Origin of the sequence: Amycolatopsis sp. 195334CR (genome assembly GCF_017309385.1) — a bacterium.
Classification (GTDB): Bacteria; Actinomycetota; Actinomycetes; order Mycobacteriales; family Pseudonocardiaceae; genus Amycolatopsis.
Genome location: NZ_JAFJMJ010000001.1, coordinates 2769075 through 2782125, shown reverse-complemented (window position 1 = coordinate 2782125; position 13051 = coordinate 2769075). Strand labels below are relative to the sequence as shown.

Sequence of the window (13051 nt, the reverse complement as noted above, 5' to 3'; positions counted from 1 at the left end):
ACGGCTACCTGCGCGGATCACCACCGGAGGTCAATGTCGCGTCTTGCACACCGTGCCGCGTCGCATTCCACCCCCCGGACACGGTACGGTGTGTTCAGGAAAGAATTGTCGAGACGATGCGGGGCCGCCGCTACCCCCGGCCGCCCCGCCCCTGTGCGAGGGGGTCGAGCCATGGGGCGCGGCCGGGCTAAGGCTAAGCAGACGAAGGTGGCGCGGGAGCTCAAGTACTCCTCCCACGAAACGGACTTCGACGCTTTGCAGCGCGAGCTGTCTGGTAGGTCCTCGGACGTGGAACCACGCGAGGACGATCAGCGATACGAAGACCCGTACGCCGACGAGTACGACGAGTATCGCCGCTGAACGCATGAACGCGAGGGTGGGTGAGCCGGTGAACCCGGCGCCCACCCTCGCCTCACGCGTGCCTCCGCGAACAGGGCTTCAACTAGGAGGCAACGGTGCGGGTTGAACGGGTCGGAGTGATCGGTGCGGGCCTGATGGGCTCGGGTATCGCCGAGGTGCACGCGAGGGCAGGCCTCGACGTGGTGGTCAGCGAGGTGTCCCAGCCTGCGCTGGATGCCGGGCGCAAGCGCATCGAGAAGTCACTCGAGCGCGGGACGCGCAGCGGCAAACTCTCCACAGAGGACGCCGAGGCGGCGCTGGCGCGGCTGACCTTCAGCACCGACCTCGACGCGTTCGCCGACCGCCAGCTGGTGGTCGAGGCCATCCTCGAGCAGGAGCAGGCCAAGGTCGAGGTGTTCGGCGCGCTGGACAAGGTGGTCGAGGCCGAGGACGCGATCTTCGCCTCCAACACCTCGTCGATCCCGATCATGAAGCTGGGCATGGCCACCCGGCGGCCGGCCCAGGTGGTCGGCATCCACTTCTTCAACCCGGTGCCGGTGCTGCCGCTGGTCGAGCTGGTGCCCTCGCTGCTGACCGGTGAGGACACCATCAAGGCGGCCGAGGAGCACGCGACCGGCACGCTGGGCAAGACGGTGATCCGGTCGCAGGACCGGGCCGGGTTCATCGTGAACTCGCTGCTGGTGCCGTACCTGCTCTCGGCGATCCGGATGATCGAGTCGGGCTTCGCCTCGGCGGAGGACATCGACCGCGGCATGGAGCTGGGCACCGCGCACCCGATGGGGCCGTTGCGCCTGTCCGACCTGATCGGGCTGGACACCATCAAGGCGATCGCGGACTCGATGTACGCCGAGTTCAAGGAGCCGCTGTACTCGTCGCCGCCGCTGCTGCTGCGCATGGTGGACGCCGGGCTGCTCGGCAAGAAGACCGGCCGGGGCTTCTACTCCTACGGCTGAGACCGGAAGGTCACCGGGGCGCTGAAGGCGGCCCGGCGGGAGGCGCGCCGGAGGGTGGCCAGTACCGCCGGGCCGACCAGCACGATGGCGATCAGGTTGGTGATCGCGCGGCCGGTGTCCCAGCCGAAGGTCGAGGTCAGCAGCGAGAAGACGAAGAAGCGGTGCAGGTTCGCGCCGAGGTCGTCGCCGGGGACGAAGGCCAGGCCGGCGGTGGCCGGGTCCATCGAGGTCCCGGCCAGGAACGGCCAGAACCACATGTTCATCACGAAGCCGAAGAAGTAGGCGGCGACCACGCCGTACGCGGCCAGCATGGCGATCTCGCCCCTGCCGCGGACCCGCTGCGGCAGGAGGCCCGCGCCCAGCCCCAGCAGCGACGACGACAGCATCTGGAACGGCAGCCACGGCCCGACCCCGGCGGTGAGCAGGGCCGACGCGAACAGCGAGGTCGAGCCGAGCACGAAGCCGAAGCCGGGGCCGAACACGCGCCCGGCGAGGATCAGCAGGAAGAAGACGGTCTCGATGCCGCCGGTGCCCGCGCCCAGCGGTCGGAGGCCGGCGTTGATCGCGGACAGCACGCCCAGCATGGCCAGCGCCTTCGAATCGATGCCGCCGCCGGAGACCTCGGCGAGCACGATCAGGATCAGCACCGGCAGGGTGAACATGAAGATGAAGGGCGCGTCGGCCGAGTGGGCCTGCGCGCCCGGCTGAGGTGAGGCGAACAGCGGCCAGAAGAACATCGACAGCCCGAGGACGGCCGCGATGGTCAGCACCACGGCGGAGCGCGGGGTGATGCGCACAACCTTGGGCCGCTCGAGGAAGTCACCGGCTTCGGTCATGCCCGCTCTCCGGGGTTGTTGAGATCGGCCATGGCGGTGCTATCGCGGCCGAGGAAGCCGGGCCGGCCGAGGCCTTCGGAGCCTGAGCCGCAGTCGACGGTGGCGGTCGGGCCGAGGCCGCCGCGACCTGAGCCGCGGCCGACCGAGCCGGTCGGAACGAGACCGTCGCGACCTGAGCCGCGGCCGACCGAGCCGGTCGGAACGAGGCCGCCGCGACCTGAGCCGCGGTCGCCGGAGGCGGTCATGCCAGGGCCTTCGCTACCTGGTCGACCGTGAGCCACTCGGCTGGGGCCAGGACCTTCGCCACCTGCGGGGCGAAGGCGGGCGACGCCACCACCACCTCCGCCGTCGGGCCGTCGGCGACCACGTCGCCTTCGGCCATCACCACCACGCGGTCGGCCGCCGTCGCGACGAACTCCACGTCGTGCGTGGCGAGCACGATGGCCGCCCCCTTCGCCGCCAGCTCCGCCAGGACCGCGCTGAAGTGCCGTTTCGCGTGGTAGTCCAGGCCTCGGGTCGGCTCGTCGAGCAGCATCACCTCGGGCGCGGCGGTCAGCTGGATCGCCAGCACCAGCGCCAGCCGCTGCCCCTCGGACAGGTCGCGCGGGTGCTTGCCGCCGTCGATGCCGGGGGTCAGGCGGTCGAGCATGGCGCGGCAGCTGCCCGCCGCGGCCCCCGATTCGAGGTCGGCCTGCGTGCACTCGTTGTCCACCGAATCGAGGTAGAGCAGGTCACCGGGGGTCTGCGGGACCAGGCCGACCAGCCGCCTCGCCCGATGCGGCTTCAACGCCTTCGGATCCTGGCCACCGACGTCCACCTTGCCGCCGGCGCGCGGCCCGCTGCCCTGCAACGCCCACAGCAGCGACGACTTGCCGGACCCGTTGCGCCCCATCAACGCCACGATCTGCCCGCCACGCAGGTCGAGGCTGACCTCCCGCACGGCGACCAGCTCGCCGTAGCGCACCACCACCTTCTCCGCCGCCAGCTTCACCGGCGCGTCCGGCCGCGACACCACCACCGGCGACCGGCCGGTCAGCTGCTCGCGCAGCGGCCCGGCCCGGCGCCGGGCGTCCCGCACCGACAGCGGCAGCGGCGACCACCCGGCCAGCCTGCCCAGCTCGACCAGCGGCGGCGCGACGTCCGCGCCGGCCAGCACCTCGGCCGGGGTGCCGGACCGGATCGAGCCGTCGCCGGGCAGGTAGAGCAGGCGGTCGGCGTACTGCGCGACGCGTTCCATCCGGTGTTCGGCGACCACCACGGTGGTGCCGAGGTCGTGCACCAGCCGGGTGATCGCGGCCAGCACGTCCTCGGCCGCGGTCGGGTCCAGCGCCGAGGTCGGCTCGTCCAGCACCAGCACCTTCGGGTGCGCGGTGAGCACCGAGCCGATCGCCACCCGCTGCTGCTGCCCGCCGGAAAGCGTCCGAAGTGGACGGTTGCGCAACTCGGCGATGCCCAGCAGGTCCAGCGTCTCCTCGACCCGCTTGCGCATCACCTCGGGCGGCACGGCCAGCTGCTCCATGCCGTAAGCGAGCTCCTCCTCGACGGTGTCGGTGACGAACCCGGCCAGCGGGTCCTGCCCGACCACGCCGACCAGCTCGGCGAACTCGCGCGGCGGGTGCTGTGCGGTGTCCTTGCCCGCCACCCGCACGCTGCCGCGCAGGTGACCGCCGGTGAAGTGCGGCACCAGTCCGTTGATCGCGCCGAGGAAGCTCGACTTGCCCGAGCCGGTCCGCCCGGCGACCAGGCACAGCTCGCCCTCCTCGACCAGGAGGTCCACATCGGACAGCACCGGGGTGGTGGCTTCGGCGTAGGTGATGCTCACCCGCGAGAACTCGATCACGCCCGGACCCCCTCCCCGGTCAGCAGTGGTGGTGGTGCCAGCCAGGCGGGCAGCACGCCCAGCAGCAACGCCCCAGCGTGCCACGGCGAGAGTTCCGGCCAGCGCAGCGGGTTCAGCGACGGGTACAGGTTCGCCGCGTCGATCTGCGTGGTGGCGAACAGCGCCGCCGCCGCGCCCACCCCGGCCGCGGCCACCACGGTCTCCGGCCACCGCCACGGGTCGGGCCGGTAGGTGGTGCGCCGGACTCGCCGTCCGCCGAGCAGGAACCCGACCACCGAGACAACCAGCCCGCCGAGCAGCAGTGGCGTGCCCAGCCAGCCGGACGTGCCGTCGAGCACGCCGTAGACCCCGACGCACACCCCGGTCAGCCCGGCCAGCACGCACACCCCGACCACGACCCGCACCGATCGCGGCAGGTACCCGCGACGGCCGTACCCCCGCGAGTCCATCGCCGACGCCAGCATCAGCGACCGGTCCATCGCGTCCTCGAGCACCGGGATGATGATCCCCTTCAACGCCCTCATGCCCTTCTGGCGACCGGCTCGCAACCGCCGCGCGCGCCGCACCCGCAGCACGCTCTCGGCCAGCTGCGGCGCCACCGACAACGCCACGGTGACCGCGGTGCCGACCTCGTACAGCGCCCCGGGAACCGCCTTGAGCAGGCGTTTCGGGTTCGCCAGCGCGTTCGCCGCGCCCACGCAGAGCACCATGGTGGCCAGCCTCAGCCCGTCGTAGAAACCGCCGAGCAGCTCCTCGGCCGAGGTCGGGCCGAGCAGGGTGATCCCGGCGGCGATCGACGGCAGCGGGATCTCCGGCAGGTCGAACAGCACGTGCCCGCCGTCCTGCCCGCCGATCAGGATCCGGAACAGCACCCGCATCACCACGATGAACAACCCGATGTAGGCGTACAGCCGGAAGGCCAGCGCCCACGGCGCGTCGCTGCGGCGGTTGGCCACCACGAACCCGAGCACGGCGATGATCAGGCCGAGCAGGAACGGGTTGGTGGTGCGGCTGGCGGCGACCGCGAGCCCGAGGGCCCACAGCCACCACGCCGCCGGGTGGAGGTTCCTAGGAAGCACGTTTGCGACGGTAGGCGGTGACCCCCGCGGCTCCGCCGACCAGGAGCACCGCGGCGCCACCGAGCACCGCGCCCCACGGGAAGCCGGAGTCCCGCGTGGACGGCAACGCCTCGCCTCCGGTCCACGCGACGCCGCCCGGCGCGACCCCGCCGACCGGCGACGGGCTCGGAGGGGGTGTCGCGACCAGCGCGGGCGCGGAGGTCGGCGCGGCCGAACTGGTCGGCGCTTCCGAGGGTGGCGCTTCCGCGGGTGGTGGCACGGCTTCTTCCGGTGCGGGCGGCGCCGCCGGCACGCCGTCACGGCCCGGGATCGCGCCGTTCTGCTGCTCGGCGGGTGGCGGTGGCTCGACGGCCTGGTTGGGCCGGACCGGCCCGATCCGCGGGGCCGGGTTGTTCCCGGCGGACTTGTTCTTGGCGAACGACCAGCCTTCGAAGCTGCCCGGCGGCGGCTTCCGGTTCATCACGCCCAGCTGGCTGTAGGTCCAGCTGCCGCCGTTCGGCGCGTGCCAGTAGGCCCAGTACGCGGTGGCGGGCGGGGTGTCGATGCAGGCCTCGGTGTCCGCGCCCGGCTTGCCCTCGATCCGGCAGATGAAGCCCAGCCCCCAGCGCTGCACGCCGGTGAGTTCGAGGCCCGCGTTCTGCAACGCGGTCAGTCCGCTGGCCTGGCCACCGGGAGCGCAGCGGACGATCGTGTCCCCGCCGAGTTCCTGGAAGTCGACCACCACGGTGACCCCGGTGCCGTCGGGGCAGTAACCGGGCGAGCCCTTGCCGTGGTCGACGGCCGAGGCGGTGGCCAGCGGGGCCATCGACAGCACCAGCGCGGTCGAGGCGGCGATCCGGGCGAGTCTCATCGGGCGCTCCTCCGTCGTCCGGCGACCAGCAGGCCGACGCCCACGGCGATCAGCACCACACCGCCGACCAGGACCTCCGCGACCGGGGACCCGGTCTGCGCGAGCTTCTTCTGCTGCGTGCCGCCGGTGTGCTTCGGCGCCGCCGCCAGCCCCGGTGACGTGCTGCTCGTCGTGGTGCTCGGCTGACCCGACGAGGTGGAGGTGGGCGTCGAGGACGGCACCGAGGGCTCCGAGGGCTGACCAGGACCGGGGCCGGGGCCGGGGCCGGGGCCGGGGCCAGGGCCAGGACCGGGATCGGGGCCGGGGTCGGGGCCTGGACCGGACGGGGCGTGCGTGAGCGGCAGTTTCGCCAGCGCCAGCAGGGCCTGCGCGCCCGCGCGGCGCCACTGGTCCCGCTGCATGCCGGGGATCTTGCCGTCGACCGCGTTCGCCGCCGCGTCGTCGAGGCCCTCCTTGTTGTAGGCGAGTGCACCCACGTCCCCGGCGGCCTTCCCGGCGTTCTGCACGGTCAGCTGGTGGGTCACCACCCAGTCGGCGGCCCGGTTCGCGGCGGCGGTGTGGCCGGTGACGGCCAGCGCCTGGCCGACCAGTCCGGTGGAGTTGGTGTTCGAGCCGACGGTCGGGCCGGAACCGCCGAACGAGCCGTCGGCGCGCTGGGTCTGCGCCAGGTAGGCGGCGCCCTTGTCGGCCGCCGCCTTCGCGCCGGCCACGCCGTTCTTGTCCGCCTCCAGCAGCGCCTGCACCGCCATGCCGGTGGAGTCCGGGTCGATGGTCTTGTCGTCGGTGCAGGTCACCGCGTCACCACCGAAGTCACCGCCGAGGCGGAAACCACCGGCCGGGCACTGCTGCTTGACCAGGAAGCCGACCACCTCCGGCGGCACCCCACCGCTGCGGGCCAGGCCGATCACGCCGAGGGCCTGGTCGAAGGTGTTGGAGCCGTCGTTGCCGGTGTTCTTGCTGCGCAACTGGCCGTCGGGCGCGACCAGGTCGAGCGTGGCCTGGCGGAGGTCGCGGCCGGTGAAGTTCTTCGGATCGCGGCCCGCGGCCACCGCCGCGGCCAGCGTTTTGGCCGTCGCACCGGCGATCCAGGCGCTCTGGGTCTGGTCGATCGGGAAGGTGTAGAAGCCCGCGCCGTCCTTGTCGATCGCGTCGGCCACGCCCGCCGCCTGCGGTTGCCCGGTGGCGCGGAGCGCGAACAGGGCGTCGATGGTCAGGCCCCAGTCGGTGCCCATGAACCCGGGCAGCCGGTGGTCCACCAGCTCACCGGCCAGCCACTTCGCGGCGGCGGTCCCGGCGGCGGCGTGCGGGTTCACTTCGACGGCTGGTGCGGGCAGGGCGATCGCGGTGGCGATCCCGGCCACGCCGGTGATCCCGGCGAGCGCACGGACGGCGGCGCGCATGGAAGGGCCTCTCCCGGGACGCCCGGGACGCGTGCAGCGCGAAGCCACCAACACCCAGGACTCCGCCCGTAATCCTCGACAGTGGAGCCTTGCCTGCTCAGTGGGCATTCCGGCTCACGCCACGAGGCGATCACGGTTGCGGGTCAGCGCCGGATTCGCACCGGCTTCCCCCACACGAGCACTTGACACTAACCCACGGCGGTGGCGCCGGGGAAGCGTCAGGAAGAACGCTTGCGCCGGACGACGGTGACCACCGCGGCCCCGCCGACCAGGAGCACCGCGGCTCCGCCGAGCACCGCGCCCCACGGGAAACCGGCGTCCGGTTCGGCCTGCTGCGCCTGCCCGCCGGTCCAGGCGACCCCGTCCGGCGTGACCCCGGAGGTCCCGGCCTGCCGGACCGGCGCGATCCGCGGCGCCGGCGTGGTGTCCATGCTCTTGTCCTTGGCGAACGACCAGCCCTCGAAGCCGCCTGCCTGCGGCTTCGACTCCTGCACGCCGGCCTGGGCGAATCCCCAGCTCCCGCCGTCCGGCGCCTGCCAGTAGCTCCAGTACGCGGTGACCGGCGGGTAGTCGGCGCAGCCCTCGGCCTCGGGTCCCGGCTTGGCCTCGATCCGGCAGAGCGTGGCCAGACCCCAGCGCTGCGTGCCGGTGAGTTCGAAGCCCGCGTTCTGCAACGCGCTCAGGCCGCTGGCCTGCTCGCCGGGAGCGCAGCGGACGATCGTGTCCCCGCCGAGTTCGTGGAAGTCGACCACCACGGTGATCCCGTTGCCGCCGGGGCAGTACCCCGGGGTGCCTTTGCCCTGGTCCACGGCGGCGGCGGTGGTCACCGGGGAGAGGGCCGCGACGAGTGCCGCGACCGCGAGAACCGAGCGAAGGCGGCGCATGGGACAACCTTTCCGAGAGGGCACCAGACGTTAACCCACGACCGCGTAAGGCAGGATGTCCCCCGTGGATCAGCAGTTGCGGGTAGGTCTTGTCGGTGGCGGTCCCTGGGCGAAGACGGTGCACGCGCCGGGACTGGCCGAACACCCCGGCACCGATCTGACCGCGATCTGGACCCGGCGTCCCGAGGCCGCCCGTGAGCTGGCCGAAGCGCACTGCGCGACCGCCGTCGAAACCGTCGACGAGCTGCTCGACCAGGTGGACGCGGTCGCCTTCGCGGTACCGCCGTCCGTGCAGGCCGAGATCGCCACCCGGGCGGCGGCCGCGGGCAAGCACCTGATCCTGGAGAAGCCGATCGCCGCCGATCTCGCCACCGCGGAACGGCTCGCCGGGACCGTGGCCGAATCGGGCGTCGCCGCGCTGGTCATGTTCACCCTGCGGTACGCGATCCAGACCCAGGAGTGGCTGGCCGGGCTCAAGGAAGCGGGCGGCTGGGCCGGAGGCAGCGCGCGCTGGCTCTCCGGCGCGCTGCTGAACGAGACCTACCGCGATTCGGCGTGGCGGCACGAGAACGCGGGCGCGCTCGCCGACGTCGGACCGCACGCGTTCGACCTGCTCGACGCGGCGCTCGGGCCGATCACCGGGGTGCTCGCCGCGCACCGCACCGACGGCGACCTGTGGACTGTGCTGCTCGAACACGAAGGCGGCATCACCAGCACGGCGGTGCTCTCGCTGCGGTTGCCGATCCTGCCGACGGTGGTGGAACTGGCGGTGTTCGGCGAAAACGGGTTCCGCAGCGTGAACCAGCGGCCCGGCACCCCGCAGGACAGCTACACCGCCCTGCTCGACGACTTCGCCGCGCTCATCGCCAGCGGCACCCGCGACCACCCGTGCGACGTGCGGCGCGGGCTGCACATCCAGCGGGTGATCGACCAAGCCCTTCGGGTGGTTTCGAAGTAGCCCGGATCAGGCGCTACCCGGGGTCTTCCGCGCCGGGAAGAATTTCCGGACATGCGCTGGTTCAAGAGTTTCGCGACCGCGGTCGCCCTGCTCTCCGCGGTACTGGTGGTACCGCCGACGGCCTCGGCGTCGACCGATTCCCGCCTCACCGAGTGCTCCGCCACCTTCTTCCACGGTGACAAGCGCCTCGGCCCGCAACGCCTGCCGAAGGTGGGTGTGGTCGGCTGGCAGTTGCTGGGTTACCACCGCACCGGCCACCTGCCGGAGGAGCGGTTCCTCGCCGAGTACTACGACACCGGGGCGGGCAGCTGGCGGTACCCGCCGGCCGACGGCTACGTGATCGGCCCGGACGGCCAACCCGACCGCGAGGTCGGTGCGCTGGAACCGGGCGAGCGGATCGACCGCTACGGCAGTGAGTACGGCGGTTTCCTCGCGCCCAAGGGTTCGCACTACTCCACCCGGGCGATCCCGCCGCAGAACCTCGTCGGCGTCCCGGCCGAGCAGTGCAACTACCGCGCCTACCAGGTGCTGCGGGAGTTCTCCGTGTACGAGGGCCCGATCGCGCCGTGGTTCGCGCAGCCGGGCGGCGGGGAGCAGTACCAGCTCAACGGCGCGCTGGTGCCGGGCGCCCCGGCCCAGCTGAACGTGCTCTGGTTGGTGGACAACGGGTATCTCGCCCGCCTCTGAACAAAAAACGAGCGGGGCACCACCGCCCGGTGGGTGCCCCGCTCGCCGTCCTGGGGGTCAGGCGTCGATGCGCTCGTGCTCCGGCGTCTCCGCGGGCTTCCGCCGCAGCTTGCGCAGCAGCGGCCACGCCAGCAGCACCGCGATGATCGCGTAGACCACCACCGCCATCGGCGAGTTCACCAGTCCGGTCAGCTCACCGTCGGACAGCTGCAGCGCCCGCCGCATCTGCTGTTCCGCGCTCGGCCCGAGGATCACCCCGATCACCGCGGGCAGCACCGGCAGCCCGTAGCGCCGCATGGCGAACCCGATCAGCCCGATGATGAACAACAGCACCAGGTCGATCACCTCGCCGCCGACCGCGTAGGCGCCGACGCTGGCGAAGAACAGGATGCCCGCGTACAGGTACGGCCGCGGGATACGCAGCAGCTTCGCCCACACCGGTGCCATCGGCAGGTTGATCACCAGCAGCAGCACCGTGCCCACGAAGAGGCTCGCGATCAGGCCCCACACCAGCGCCGACTCGCGTTCGAACAGCAGCGGGCCCGGCTGGATGCCGTACTGCTGGAACGCCGCCAGCATCACCGCGGCCACCGCCGTGGTCGGCAGGCCCAGCGTCAGCATGGACACCAGGGTCCCGGCGGCCGACGCGCTGGCCGTGGATTCGGGACCGGCGACGCCCTCGATGGCGCCCTTGCCGAACTCGTCCTTGTGCTTCGACAGCCGCTTTTCCGTCACGTAGGACAGGAAAGTCGGGATCTCCGCGCCACCGGCCGGGATCGCGCCGAACGGGAACCCGATCACCGGGCCGCGCAGCCACGGCTTCCAGGTCCGGCGGAGGTCCGCCTTGGACAGCCACGGCCGCCCGACCGGGATCGGCTTCGCCTGCTTCTGCCGCAGGTGCGCGGCCACCCACAGCGACTCGCCGACGGCGAACAGGCCGACCGCCACGATCACCACGTCGATGCCGTCGGACAGGTGCAGCGAACCGAAGGTCAGCCGCGACTGCCCGGTCATCTCGTCCAGCCCGACCAGGCCGATGGTCAGCCCGATCAGCAGGGAGGCGAAGCCGCGGATGCGGGACTTGCCGAGCACCGAGGTCACCGCGATGAACGCGAGCACCATGATGGCGAAGTAGTCCGGCGCGCCGATGTCCACCGCGAGCTTGGCCACCATCGGCGCCAGCAGCACCAGCGCGGTGGTGCCGATGATGCCGCCGATGAAGTGCCCGATCGCCGCCGCGGCCAGCGCCTGCGAGCCGCGGCCCTTGCGGGCCATGGGATTTCCTTCGATCGCGGCCACCACCGCCGCGCTCTCGCCCGGGGTGTTCAGCAGGATCGAGGTGGTCGAACCACCGAACATGCCGCCGTAGTAGATGCCGGCGAACATGATGAACGCCGCGGTCGGGTCGAGCCCGTAGGTCACCGGCAGCAGCAGCGCCACCGCCATCGCCGGGCCGATGCCCGGCAGCACGCCGATCGCGGTGCCGAGGATGACGCCGATCGCGGCGAAGAGCAGGTGCTGCGGGGTGAGCGCGGTGCCGAACCCGTCCAGCAGATTGGTCAGCGCGTCCATCACAGCACTCCCATCAGCGGGCCACCGGGCAGCGGCACCCCGAGCAGTTCGTTGAACGCCAGCCAGGTGATCACCGAGACCCCGGCCGCGATCAGCGGGTCGCGCACGAAGTTCCGGCTGCCCAGCGCGAAGGCCGCGCCCCAGAACATCAGCGCCGACGAGATCGGGAAGCCGACCGTGTCGATCAGCGCCGCGTTCAGCAGGAACGCCCCGGACAGCAGGAGCACCGTGCGCCAGTCGGTCGGCGCGTCGAGGTCGATGTCCTCACCGGCTTCGGCCTCGCCCTTGCCGCCGCGCAGCACGTTGACCGCGAGCAGCGCGGCGACCAGCACCAGTGCGGACCCGACCAGCACCGGCACCGCCTTCGGCCCGACCGGGCCGCGCTGGGTGAAGTCGGTCGGGATGCTCAGCGCGTCGGTCAGCACCAGCACGCCGGTGGCCAGCAGGAGCACGCAGATGCCCAGCTCGGAGTGCTCGCGCCACCAGCTCTGCTTCTCCGGCGGGCGCTCGTCCACCGGCTCGTTGTCCACTGTGGTCGTCATGCCAGCCCCAACTCCTTCAGCACCGAAGCCACGCGGTCGTTCTCCGCCTTGAGGAAGGCGCCGTACTCGTCCCCGGCGGAGAAGGCGTTGGTCCAGCCGTTGAGCCGAAGCGCGTCCTGCCACTGCTGCGTGTCCTGCAGCCTGGTGAACAGCGAGACCAGCTTTTCCTTGTCACCGTTGGAAATTCCCGGCGGTGCGACGATGCCGCGCCAGTTCGTGAAGCTGACGTCCACGCCGGACTCCTGCAGCGTCGGCGCGTCCAGGCCGGGCACCCGATTCGGGCTGGTCACCGCCAGCGCACGCAGTTCACCGGCCTCGATCTGGTCGCGGGTCTCGCCGATGCCGGAGACGCCGAAGCCGACCTTGCCGCCGAGCACCGAGGCCATCAGCTCGCCGCCGCCGTCGAACGGCACGTAGTTCACCGTGGGCGGGGCGATGCCGGCGGCCTTCGCCATCAGCATCGGGGCCAGGTGGTCCGGTCCGCCGGGGGCCGAGCCGCCGCCGACCGGGACCGCGCCGGGATTGGCCTTCCACGCCTCGATCAGCTGGCCGATGTTCTGGTACGGCGAGTCCTTGCCGACCACCACGACGTCGGATTCCTCGGTGAGCTTGGCGATCGGGGTGGTGTCCTGCAGCGAGGACGGCGCGCGGTTGGTGTACACCGCGCCGACCACGCCGAGGCCCATCGACATCGCGAGCTTGCCGTTGCCGCGTTCGTTGACCAGCCTGCCGAGGCCGACCGTGCCGCCGGCACCGGGCAGGTTGAACACCTCGGTGGTGCCGTTGAGCCCGGCCTCCTCGATGGCCTTGACCGCGGTGCGGGCGGTGATGTCGTAGCCACCACCCGGTGAGTTCGGCACCATCACCCGGAAGTTGCGGATCTGGTCGCCGGCTTCGTCGCTCCCGGTGGAGACCAGTGGTGGGATGAGTAGGACCAGCACCGCGGCGACGAGCACCGACAGCCAGGTCTTCGGGTTCTTCATCAGGCACTCCGTTGTACGCCTGCACGGGGTGACCTCGGTTACACGAGGCCCGGTTAGCGAGTCATCGTGCCTTCGGTCGGGCCGTCTGTCTCGCTTGCGCGCTTATC

General features: G+C 71.9%; 14 protein-coding genes and 1 riboswitch. Of the genes, 4 read left to right on the top strand and 10 right to left on the bottom strand.

Annotated features, from left to right (window positions below; genetic code table 11):
• Positions 1 to 171: 171 nt before the first annotated feature.
• The gene (locus JYK18_RS13565) at positions 172 to 360 is read left to right on the top strand and encodes a DUF3073 domain-containing protein (RefSeq protein ID WP_153036347.1); all 189 of its coding nucleotides are present in this window, start codon (positions 172 to 174) and stop codon (positions 358 to 360) included.
• A gap of 95 nt (positions 361 to 455) precedes the next feature.
• Positions 456 to 1313 (top strand): 3-hydroxybutyryl-CoA dehydrogenase, encoded by an 858-nt coding sequence (locus JYK18_RS13560; protein WP_206802415.1) that lies wholly within the window; start codon positions 456 to 458, stop codon positions 1311 to 1313.
• Here the strand turns inward: JYK18_RS13560 and JYK18_RS13555 are convergent.
• The 7 genes from JYK18_RS13555 to JYK18_RS13525 form a co-directional block, all read right to left on the bottom strand.
• On the bottom strand, positions 1304 to 2149 hold the full coding sequence (locus tag JYK18_RS13555) for an ECF transporter S component (RefSeq protein WP_206802414.1): 846 nt from the start codon (positions 2147 to 2149) through the stop codon (positions 1304 to 1306). The genes JYK18_RS13560 and JYK18_RS13555 overlap by 10 nt on opposite strands.
• Complete coding sequence (locus JYK18_RS13550) at positions 2146 to 2394, bottom strand: hypothetical protein (protein WP_206802413.1); 249 nt, start codon at positions 2392 to 2394, stop codon at positions 2146 to 2148. Before JYK18_RS13550 ends, JYK18_RS13555 begins: the two co-directional genes overlap by 4 nt.
• Positions 2391 to 3989: an ABC transporter ATP-binding protein gene (locus JYK18_RS13545; protein ID WP_206802412.1), complete on the bottom strand. Its 1599-nt coding sequence runs from the start codon at positions 3987 to 3989 to the stop codon at positions 2391 to 2393. The genes JYK18_RS13550 and JYK18_RS13545 overlap by 4 nt, the downstream gene beginning before the upstream one ends.
• Positions 3986 to 5068, bottom strand: coding sequence for an energy-coupling factor transporter transmembrane component T (locus JYK18_RS13540; RefSeq protein WP_206802411.1), 1083 nt, complete (start codon positions 5066 to 5068; stop codon positions 3986 to 3988). Before JYK18_RS13540 ends, JYK18_RS13545 begins: the two co-directional genes overlap by 4 nt.
• Entirely contained in the window at positions 5058 to 5918 is an 861-nt protein-coding gene (locus JYK18_RS13535) for an ABC transporter substrate-binding protein (RefSeq protein WP_206802410.1), read from the bottom strand. The genes JYK18_RS13540 and JYK18_RS13535 overlap by 11 nt, the downstream gene beginning before the upstream one ends.
• On the bottom strand, positions 5915 to 7318 hold the full coding sequence (locus tag JYK18_RS13530; RefSeq protein ID WP_206802409.1) for a hypothetical protein: 1404 nt from the start codon (positions 7316 to 7318) through the stop codon (positions 5915 to 5917). Before JYK18_RS13530 ends, JYK18_RS13535 begins: the two co-directional genes overlap by 4 nt.
• A gap of 81 nt (positions 7319 to 7399) precedes the next feature.
• Positions 7400 to 7526: riboswitch (cobalamin riboswitch) on the bottom strand.
• 10 nt (positions 7527 to 7536) lie between these two features.
• Positions 7537 to 8202 (bottom strand): hypothetical protein, encoded by a 666-nt coding sequence (locus JYK18_RS13525; protein ID WP_206802408.1) that lies wholly within the window; start codon positions 8200 to 8202, stop codon positions 7537 to 7539.
• A gap of 55 nt (positions 8203 to 8257) precedes the next feature.
• Here JYK18_RS13525 and JYK18_RS13520 point away from each other — a divergent pair, with 55 nt between their 5' ends.
• Both JYK18_RS13520 and JYK18_RS13515 read left to right on the top strand, forming a co-directional pair.
• Positions 8258 to 9160: a Gfo/Idh/MocA family protein gene (locus tag JYK18_RS13520; RefSeq protein WP_206802407.1), complete on the top strand. Its 903-nt coding sequence runs from the start codon at positions 8258 to 8260 to the stop codon at positions 9158 to 9160.
• Between the two features lie 51 nt (positions 9161 to 9211).
• Positions 9212 to 9847, top strand: a complete 636-nt coding sequence (locus tag JYK18_RS13515; RefSeq protein WP_206802406.1) for a TNT domain-containing protein — start codon at positions 9212 to 9214, stop codon at positions 9845 to 9847.
• A gap of 57 nt (positions 9848 to 9904) precedes the next feature.
• Here the strand turns inward: JYK18_RS13515 and JYK18_RS13510 are convergent, their stop codons facing one another.
• Genes JYK18_RS13510 through JYK18_RS13500 form a run of 3 tightly spaced genes read right to left on the bottom strand, consistent with a single transcriptional unit; the run spans position 9905 to position 12944 of the window.
• On the bottom strand, positions 9905 to 11419 hold the full coding sequence (locus JYK18_RS13510; protein WP_206802405.1) for a tripartite tricarboxylate transporter permease: 1515 nt from the start codon (positions 11417 to 11419) through the stop codon (positions 9905 to 9907).
• Complete coding sequence (locus tag JYK18_RS13505; protein ID WP_206802404.1) at positions 11419 to 11961, bottom strand: tripartite tricarboxylate transporter TctB family protein; 543 nt, start codon at positions 11959 to 11961, stop codon at positions 11419 to 11421. The genes JYK18_RS13510 and JYK18_RS13505 overlap by 1 nt, the downstream gene beginning before the upstream one ends.
• Positions 11958 to 12944 (bottom strand): tripartite tricarboxylate transporter substrate binding protein, encoded by a 987-nt coding sequence (locus tag JYK18_RS13500; RefSeq protein ID WP_206802403.1) that lies wholly within the window; start codon positions 12942 to 12944, stop codon positions 11958 to 11960. Before JYK18_RS13500 ends, JYK18_RS13505 begins: the two co-directional genes overlap by 4 nt.
• Positions 12945 to 13051 lie beyond the last annotated feature (107 nt).

Coding starts and splice junctions, on each gene's coding strand:
- JYK18_RS13565 (WP_153036347.1), top strand. CDS start 172: ATGGGGCGCGGCCGGGCTAAGGCTAAGCAGACGAAGGTGGCGCGGGAG.
- JYK18_RS13555 (WP_206802414.1), bottom strand. CDS start 2,149: ATGACCGAAGCCGGTGACTTCCTCGAGCGGCCCAAGGTTGTGCGCATC.
- JYK18_RS13550 (WP_206802413.1), bottom strand. CDS start 2,394: ATGACCGCCTCCGGCGACCGCGGCTCAGGTCGCGGCGGCCTCGTTCCG.
- JYK18_RS13535 (WP_206802410.1), bottom strand. CDS start 5,918: ATGAGACTCGCCCGGATCGCCGCCTCGACCGCGCTGGTGCTGTCGATG.
- JYK18_RS13530 (WP_206802409.1), bottom strand. CDS start 7,318: ATGCGCGCCGCCGTCCGTGCGCTCGCCGGGATCACCGGCGTGGCCGGG.
- JYK18_RS13525 (WP_206802408.1), bottom strand. CDS start 8,202: ATGCGCCGCCTTCGCTCGGTTCTCGCGGTCGCGGCACTCGTCGCGGCC.
- JYK18_RS13520 (WP_206802407.1), top strand. CDS start 8,258: ATGTCCCCCGTGGATCAGCAGTTGCGGGTAGGTCTTGTCGGTGGCGGT.
- JYK18_RS13515 (WP_206802406.1), top strand. CDS start 9,212: ATGCGCTGGTTCAAGAGTTTCGCGACCGCGGTCGCCCTGCTCTCCGCG.
- JYK18_RS13510 (WP_206802405.1), bottom strand. CDS start 11,419: ATGGACGCGCTGACCAATCTGCTGGACGGGTTCGGCACCGCGCTCACC.
- JYK18_RS13505 (WP_206802404.1), bottom strand. CDS start 11,961: ATGACGACCACAGTGGACAACGAGCCGGTGGACGAGCGCCCGCCGGAG.
- JYK18_RS13500 (WP_206802403.1), bottom strand. CDS start 12,944: ATGAAGAACCCGAAGACCTGGCTGTCGGTGCTCGTCGCCGCGGTGCTG.